Origin of the sequence: Sulfurimonas sp. (assembly GCF_032250635.1) — a bacterium.
Lineage (GTDB): Bacteria > Campylobacterota > Campylobacteria > Campylobacterales > Sulfurimonadaceae > Sulfurimonas.
The window spans coordinates 1-6704 of the sequence record NZ_JAVVFL010000129.1 but is presented as its reverse complement, the minus strand read 5'-3'; the positions used below and the strand labels follow the sequence as shown (position 1 = coordinate 6704).

At 40.4% G+C, this 6704-nt stretch carries 7 protein-coding genes and 1 pseudogene; 6 read left to right on the top strand and 2 right to left on the bottom strand.

The features are described from left to right. Window positions 1–164 precede the first annotated feature (164 nt). Window positions 165–956 carry a diaminopimelate epimerase gene (gene dapF / locus RQ763_RS08340; protein ID WP_314152327.1) on the top strand — a complete coding sequence of 264 codons (792 nt, stop codon included), beginning with the start codon at window positions 165–167 and terminating at the stop codon, window positions 954–956. Here the strand turns inward: dapF and prfA are convergent. Both prfA and rpsT read right to left on the bottom strand, forming a co-directional pair. Next, entirely contained in the window at window positions 953–2020 is a 1068-nt protein-coding gene (gene prfA / locus RQ763_RS08335; RefSeq protein WP_294928659.1) for a peptide chain release factor 1, read from the bottom strand. The two genes, dapF and prfA, sit on opposite strands and share 4 nt — an antisense overlap. A gap of 14 nt (window positions 2021–2034) precedes the next feature. Beyond that, window positions 2035–2295: a 30S ribosomal protein S20 gene (rpsT, locus tag RQ763_RS08330; RefSeq protein WP_314152325.1), complete on the bottom strand. Its 261-nt coding sequence runs from the start codon at window positions 2293–2295 to the stop codon at window positions 2035–2037. Window positions 2296–2440: 145 nt separating this feature from the next. Between rpsT and glmM the strand changes: the two genes are divergently transcribed. From glmM to RQ763_RS08305, 5 genes and pseudogenes are all read left to right on the top strand, one after another. Further along, on the top strand, window positions 2441–3781 hold the full coding sequence (gene glmM, locus RQ763_RS08325; protein WP_314152324.1) for a phosphoglucosamine mutase: 1341 nt from the start codon (window positions 2441–2443) through the stop codon (window positions 3779–3781). Further along, window positions 3774–4244 carry a signal peptidase II gene (gene lspA / locus RQ763_RS08320; RefSeq protein WP_314152323.1) on the top strand — a complete coding sequence of 157 codons (471 nt, stop codon included), beginning with the start codon at window positions 3774–3776 and terminating at the stop codon, window positions 4242–4244. Before glmM ends, lspA begins: the two co-directional genes overlap by 8 nt. Window positions 4245–4319: 75 nt before the next feature. Next, the gene (tig, locus tag RQ763_RS08315; protein WP_314152322.1) at window positions 4320–5621 is read left to right on the top strand and encodes a trigger factor; all 1302 of its coding nucleotides are present in this window, start codon (window positions 4320–4322) and stop codon (window positions 5619–5621) included. A gap of 5 nt (window positions 5622–5626) precedes the next feature. Next, complete coding sequence (gene clpP / locus RQ763_RS08310; RefSeq protein WP_314152321.1) at window positions 5627–6217, top strand: ATP-dependent Clp endopeptidase proteolytic subunit ClpP; 591 nt, start codon at window positions 5627–5629, stop codon at window positions 6215–6217. Window positions 6218–6235: 18 nt separating this feature from the next. Then, window positions 6236–6704, top strand: a pseudogene (locus RQ763_RS08305) (GGDEF domain-containing protein); the annotation flags it as partial.

Below are 6704 nucleotides of genomic sequence, written 5' to 3'. Positions count from 1 at the left end.
TACTCCAAAGAGGAGTCGCTTAGACGAATAGAGTCTCAGATGGATATAGAAGAGAAGAAGAAAAAAGCGACATGGATTATAGACAACTCAAAAGATTTGAAACATCTGCAGCAAGAGTGCGAAGAGTTTGTTGATAAGATAAAAGCCAAATATCTGGAGAAAAAATGATAGTTTCAAAATATAGCGCAAACGGAAATGATTTCGTAATTTTTCATACCTTTGTTAAAAAAGATAGAAGTTTTCTTGCAAAAAAACTTTGCCATAGACAAGATGGCGTAGGAGCTGACGGCTTGATAGTCCTTGTTCCAAAAGATTCCAAAGAGTGTGAATATGACTTTCAAGGAAACCAATCGAAGATTGATTTTGAGTGGCAGTTTTACAACTCTGATGGAAGCGAAGCGGAGATGTGCGGAAACGGCTCACGCGCATGTGCTCACTACGCTTTCGCCAATGAGCTTGCACCTAGCAAAATGAGTTTTTTGACTATCGCGGGAGTTATAAATGCCGAGGTTGAGGCAGCAGACGCAAAGGGCGGAATGGTTTTGAGCGAGCTGACTCCTCCTCAAATACTGGAGACGAATATAGAGCATAACGGCAAAAGATGGTTCAAGATAAATACGGGAGTTCCGCATCTTGTGCATGTAACGCAAAATATTGAAGAGTTTGATATGGCAGAAGCCAGAGAGCTAAGACAAAAGCACAATGCAAATGTCAATATAGTTTTTGTTGATGGTAAAAACTTACGCGTCAGAACCTACGAGCGCGGTGTAGAGGATGAGACTCTTGCATGCGGAACCGGTATGGCGGCATCTTTTTACATTGCATATAAAGAGGGTTTGGTCTCAAATAACATCGAGGTTTATCCAAAAAGCGGCGATACACTTTATCTGGGTGTAAATGAGAGAAGTATTACATTTAAGGGAGAAGTGAAAAGGGTATTTACGGCAGAGGTCTAAAGACCAGCTGCCTCGACGATTTTTGCTTGATGGTCTGCTATAAGCGGCTCAATTATCTCATCAAGAAGCCCGCCTTGCATAATTTCTGCAAGTCTATAGAGCGTTAAGCCAATTCTGTGGTCGGAGATACGATTTTGCGGATAGTTGTATGTTCTGATTCTTCCGCTTCTATCTCCCGTTCCAACCTGTGCAGAACGGTTCGCAGTATCTTTTGCAAGTGCTTCTTGCATCTCCAGATCATAAAGTCTTGCTTTTAAGACCTTCATCGCCTTTTCTCTGTTTTTGTGTTGCGATTTTTGGTCTTGGTTTGTTACGACTAAGCCGGTAGGTAAGTGCGTAATTCTAACCGCAGAGTCGGTTGTGTTTACGCTTTGCCCGCCACATCCGCTTGAGCGCATAACGTCGACTTTGAGATCATTTTCATTAATCTCTATCTCAACATCATCAACTTCTGCCATGACGGCAACAGTAATAGCAGAGGTATGTACTCGCCCTTGCGATTCTGTTGCGGGAACACGCTGAACACGGTGTGTTCCGCCTTCATATTTCAGCCTGCTATAGACCTGATCGCCTTTAATAAGAGCAATAATCTCTTTGTATCCGCCTGAGTCTGAAGGAGATGAGCTCATTATCTCAATTTTCCACCCTTTAATATCCGCATAGCGCGTATACGCTTCAAAAAGATTTCCAACAAAGATTCCGGCTTCATCGCCGCCTGCTCCCGCGCGAAGCTCTACGATGATATTTCTATCGTCGTTTGGATCTCTTGGAAGCAGCAGGAGTTTGATGTCGTTTTCAAGTTGAGGAACTTTTGGCTCAAGTGATTTAAGCTCCTCTTTTGCCATCTCAAACATGTCGGAATCGCCAAGCATAGCTTTTGCATCTGCAATTTCTGCAAGCAGGGCTTTATACTCTCTTGCCTTTTCTACCATCGGTAAAAGTGAAGATTGTTCTTTTGAGAGAGCGGTCATTCTCTTGATATCAGAGGTTATGTCAGGAGAGCTTAGCAGTTTGCCAAGCTCTTCATAACGGTTGATAAACGAGGTAAGTTTATCGGATAACATTTATAGTGTTAACCTTATAGTGCGTTTACAGCTCTGTGTAGACGACTAATCTTTCTAGCAGCAGTCTCTTTTTTTAAGACACCCTTGCTTACAAATTTTTGAATTTGTTTGTTTGCTACTGTCATTGCTGTTGTAGCTTCTTCTTTGTTACCTGCAGTTATTGCAGAACGAACATCTTTTACAATGTTTTTAAGACGAGTTCTGTAAAAACGATTACGCTCAGAACGAACGATTGTTTGGCGAATTCTCTTAATTGATGACTTGTGATTTGCCATGCATGAGTCCTTCTCATATAAATTTAGTGCGCAATTCTAGCTTAAAGATAATTAAAATTAAGTTAAAGACAAGGTAAATGAGAACAATTTAAACATTATTGCTTAAATATGTTAAAATACAGCACTTTAAATTTTGGAAAATATTATGAAATTATTCGGTACAGATGGAGTAAGAGGCGAAGCTGGAAGTTTTTTAACTGCAGAACTTGCTATGAAAGTAGCTATGGCTGCTGGGATTTACTTTAAGTCTCACTCAAAAAGCAACAAGATACTGGTCGGAAAAGATACACGCAGAAGTGGCTACATGATAGAGAATGCAATTGTTAGCGGACTGACGGCGATAGGGTATGACGTGATTCAAATCGGTCCTATGCCGACACCTGCTATCGCATATATAACTGAAAATATGCGTTGTGATGCGGGAATCATGATAAGTGCTTCGCACAACTCTTTTGAAGACAACGGAATCAAATTTTTTGACGGCTGCGGAGATAAGCTCTCTCACAGTGTTGAAGAGGAGATAGAGAAGATTTACCATAACAGCGAACTTCTTCAAGATGCACATGTGCGTGGTAAAGAGATAGGCAAGGCAAAGAGAATTGATGATGTTGTAGGACGTTATATAGTACAGCTTAAAAACTCTTTTCCAAGAAATCTCTCCCTAAAAAATATGAGGATAGTTCTTGATACGGCTAACGGAGCCGGGTATGTTGTAGGACCGACCGTTTTGGAAGAACTCGGGGCTGACGTTATAGTTTTGCACAATAAGCCTGACGGCTTTAATATAAATGAAGGTTGCGGTGCGCTTCATACAAAAGATCTCTGTGAGAGTGTCGTAAAATATAGAGCCGATCTTGGAATTGCGCTTGATGGGGATGCTGATAGAGTCGTGATAGTCGATGAAAATGGAGAGGTTGTCGATGGAGACCAGCTCCTAGGTGCGCTTGGGGCGTACATGAACGACAGAGGTACTCTAAGGGGTAAGGGAATTGTCTCAACCGTTATGAGCAATAAAGCTCTGGATGATTTTATGGGCGAAAAAGGGTTGAAACTTCTGCGCTCAGATGTCGGCGATAAAAATGTTTTGGAGCTAATGAAACAAGAGGGAATCAACTTTGGCGGTGAGCAGAGCGGACATGTAATCATAAGCGACTTTGCAAAAACCGGAGACGGACTTGTCTGCGCACTTCAGGTGCTCGCACTTCTTATAGAGACCAAGCAGAAAGCTTCAAAAGCACTTCGACCGTTTAAACTCTATCCGCAAAAATTGGTAAACATCAATGTAAAAGTTAAAAAACCTATCGATGAGATAGAGGGAGTTGTGCATAAGTTAGAGGAGCTAGAGAGAGAGGGTCTGCATCATCTCATTCGCTACTCTGGGACGGAGAATAAACTAAGAGTTCTTCTGGAGTGCAAAGATGCTAAAAAAATGAACCACTATATGGATGAGATGGTAGAGTTTTTTCAAAAAGCTTTAAATGCATAAGAGAACAATTCGCCTACTGGCTGTACTCTTTTTTACGATGGCGGGTATCTTTATAATAGATCAAAATATAAAGTCCCTTTTTATCGATGGATGGAGATATTACGGTGAGTGTATCGACCTTATTTTAGTCTACAACAAAGGTGTGGCATTTTCAATGTTTGCATTTTTAGACGGAGCGCTTAAGTATATTCAGCTGGTGCTTATTTTTGGTGTTTTTGGATACATAATTTATCTAAAACAGCTCTGTTATGCCATACCTGCCGGGCTGCTTTTAGGTGGAGCGGTCTCAAATATATATGATAGATTTGTTCACGAAGGGGTCGTAGATATGGTCTACTGGCACTGCGGATTTGACTTTGCGGTATTTAATTTTGCAGACGTCATGATAGATGTGGCGGTAGTTTGGATTTTATTGCTCAATTTTAAACCAAAACTTTGTAAAATGGACTCTAAAGATAGATAAAAGCAGATTTAGGGTAATATTGCCAAAAATAATAGTTACATGACTATAAAACACAAACTTAAATAAAGGAAATTGATGAAAATCAAAACGAATAAAATCAATAGTGCAAACGCTCAAATAGAAGCCCAAATTCCAAAAGAGACTATAGACGCAAATATAGAGAAAATAGCTAAAAACTTAACAAAAACTGCTTCTGTTCAGGGTTTTAGAAAGGGTAAAGTTCCAGTAGCTGTAATTAAAAAACAGTATGGGGAGCGTCTGGTTCAAGATGCAGAAGCTGAGGCACTGCGTGAAGTTTTAAACAGAGGACTTGATGAGCTTAAAGTAGCTATGGACGCACTAATCGGTGAGCCGAATATCTCAAAATTTGTAAAAAATGCGGACAATATCGAGGTAACTGTTAAGGTTGCTATGAGACCTGAAATTAATCTTGATAGCTACAAAGATATGGTTGAGAGTTTTGAGAAGCCTGTTATAACTGATGAGCAGGTAACTGAGAGATTAGAGAAAATTGCTGATTCTCAAGGAAAGTTTGTTGACTTAAAGAAAAAAAGAGCAGCAAAAGACGGCGACAGCACTATTATTGATTTTGAGGGCTCGATTGACGGGGAGCTATTCGAGGGCGGAGCAGCACAAGAGTTTGCACTGGTTCTTGGTTCAGGTCAATTTATTCCGGGCTTTGAGGAGCAGATAGTTGGAATGAAAATCGGAGAAGAGAAGGTCGTAAAAGTTACTTTTCCAGAGAGTTACGGTTCTGACACACTAGCAGGCAAAGATGCTGAGTTTAAAGTGACTCTTCACAATATTCAAGAGAAGGCAAAAGTAGAAATAGATGATGCGCTTGCTGAAAAAATGCTTGCGGGACAAGATGACAAAAGCTTGGAGAACCTTAAAAAACAGGTAAAAGCTCAGCTAGAGAATGAAGCACTTGCAAAACTATATAATGAAGAGATGAAGCCTATGCTTCTAGAGACTTTTGTAACTAAGTTTGATTTTGATCTTCCTGAGTTTGTGGTTGAGCAGGAGATTGATGTCTCTCTTAATAAAAAAGCAAGCACAATGAGCGAAGATGAGATAAATGAGCTTCGTGAAGATGCAGCTAAGCTTGAGGCACTTCGTGAGACTTTCCGTGAAGACGCACAGAGAAGCGTAAGAGCTACTTTTATTATTGATGCACTTGCTACTGCTGAGAGTGTTAAGGTAGATGAGAGTGAAGTGATGCAGACTATCTACTATGAAGCGATGCAGATGGGGCAAGATCCTAAAACGGCATACGAAAAATATAAAGAGGCTGGTTATTTACCTGCTATTCAGATGTCAATGGTTGAGGACAAGGTGCTTACACAGATCCTTAACTCAAAGATGAAAGAAGCTTAATCCAGATGAGTTATGTTCCTTATGTGGTAGAAAAAACAGCACGCGGTGAGCGCTCTTACGATATATACTCCCGTCTTTTAAAAGACAGAATTATAATGCTAAGTGGAGAGGTTAATGATGCAGTTGCTTCATCTATCGTTGCGCAGATGCTATTTTTAGAAGCTGAAGATCCGGAGAAGGATATATATTTTTATATAAATTCTCCGGGCGGAGTCGTAACAGCAGGAATGGCAATTTACGATACGATGAACTATATTCGTCCCGATATAGCAACTATATGTGTCGGTCAAGCCGCATCTATGGGAGCATTTTTACTCTCAAGCGGAGCAAAAGGGAAGAGATACGCGCTTCCTCATGCAAGAATTATGATTCATCAACCTCTCGGAGGAGCTCAGGGTCAAGCTACGGATATAGCTATTCAGGCCAAAGAGATTCTTAGAATGAAAGTGGAGTTAAACGAGATTTTGGCAGCAAATACGGGTCAAGATATTAAACAAGTCGAAAAAGATACCGATAGAGATAACTTTATGAGTGCCAAAGAGTCAAAAGTGTACGGAATGATCGACGAAGTGTTGTTGAAAAAAAGTAAAGATTAGGTAGCTAAAGGAGTTGGTATGTCAGGAGCTTTAAGAAGTAGACGCCGTAGCGTTACAGATGGTAAACCATCTGCGGCGGTAACAGATAAAGAGACAGTGGAAGAAGAACCAGAAGGAGAGCTAGAAACTTATTCGAAAGAGGTTTTAAATGCTTTAATGAAAGATGGTCTGCCACCGACTCCAAACAACTTCTCTCTCTATTTTGACAGACTGCTCGAAGAGAAGAGTCAAAATACCCGCAATCACATAGTCTCTGTTCTTGAGCAAGAAGAGAACAATGAGGATGAGAACTCTATTATGTTAGAGCAGAGTCTCAAGCAAGGTTTTTCATCCATAAAGAATATTTTAGGTGTTACGGCAAATCTCTATAAAAATATGGCGTTAATGACCAAAATATTGGATAAAAGAAGACAAGAGCTTGAAGAGAGCTCGGAAAATCAAGCCGTAAGAAGTGTTGCGGCATCTCTAGAGTCTGACATATCAAAAC

Bases quoted from the DNA above. Each gene is read 5' to 3' on its own strand.
- lspA (WP_314152323.1), top strand. From the start codon at position 3,774: ATGCATAAGAGAACAATTCGCCTACTGGCTGTACTCTTTTTTACGATG.
- rpsT (WP_314152325.1), bottom strand. From the start codon at position 2,295: ATGGCAAATCACAAGTCATCAATTAAGAGAATTCGCCAAACAATCGTT.
- tig (WP_314152322.1), top strand. From the start codon at position 4,320: ATGAAAATCAAAACGAATAAAATCAATAGTGCAAACGCTCAAATAGAA.
- glmM (WP_314152324.1), top strand. From the start codon at position 2,441: ATGAAATTATTCGGTACAGATGGAGTAAGAGGCGAAGCTGGAAGTTTT.
- clpP (WP_314152321.1), top strand. From the start codon at position 5,627: ATGAGTTATGTTCCTTATGTGGTAGAAAAAACAGCACGCGGTGAGCGC.
- prfA (WP_294928659.1), bottom strand. From the start codon at position 2,020: ATGTTATCCGATAAACTTACCTCGTTTATCAACCGTTATGAAGAGCTT.
- dapF (WP_314152327.1), top strand. From the start codon at position 165: ATGATAGTTTCAAAATATAGCGCAAACGGAAATGATTTCGTAATTTTT.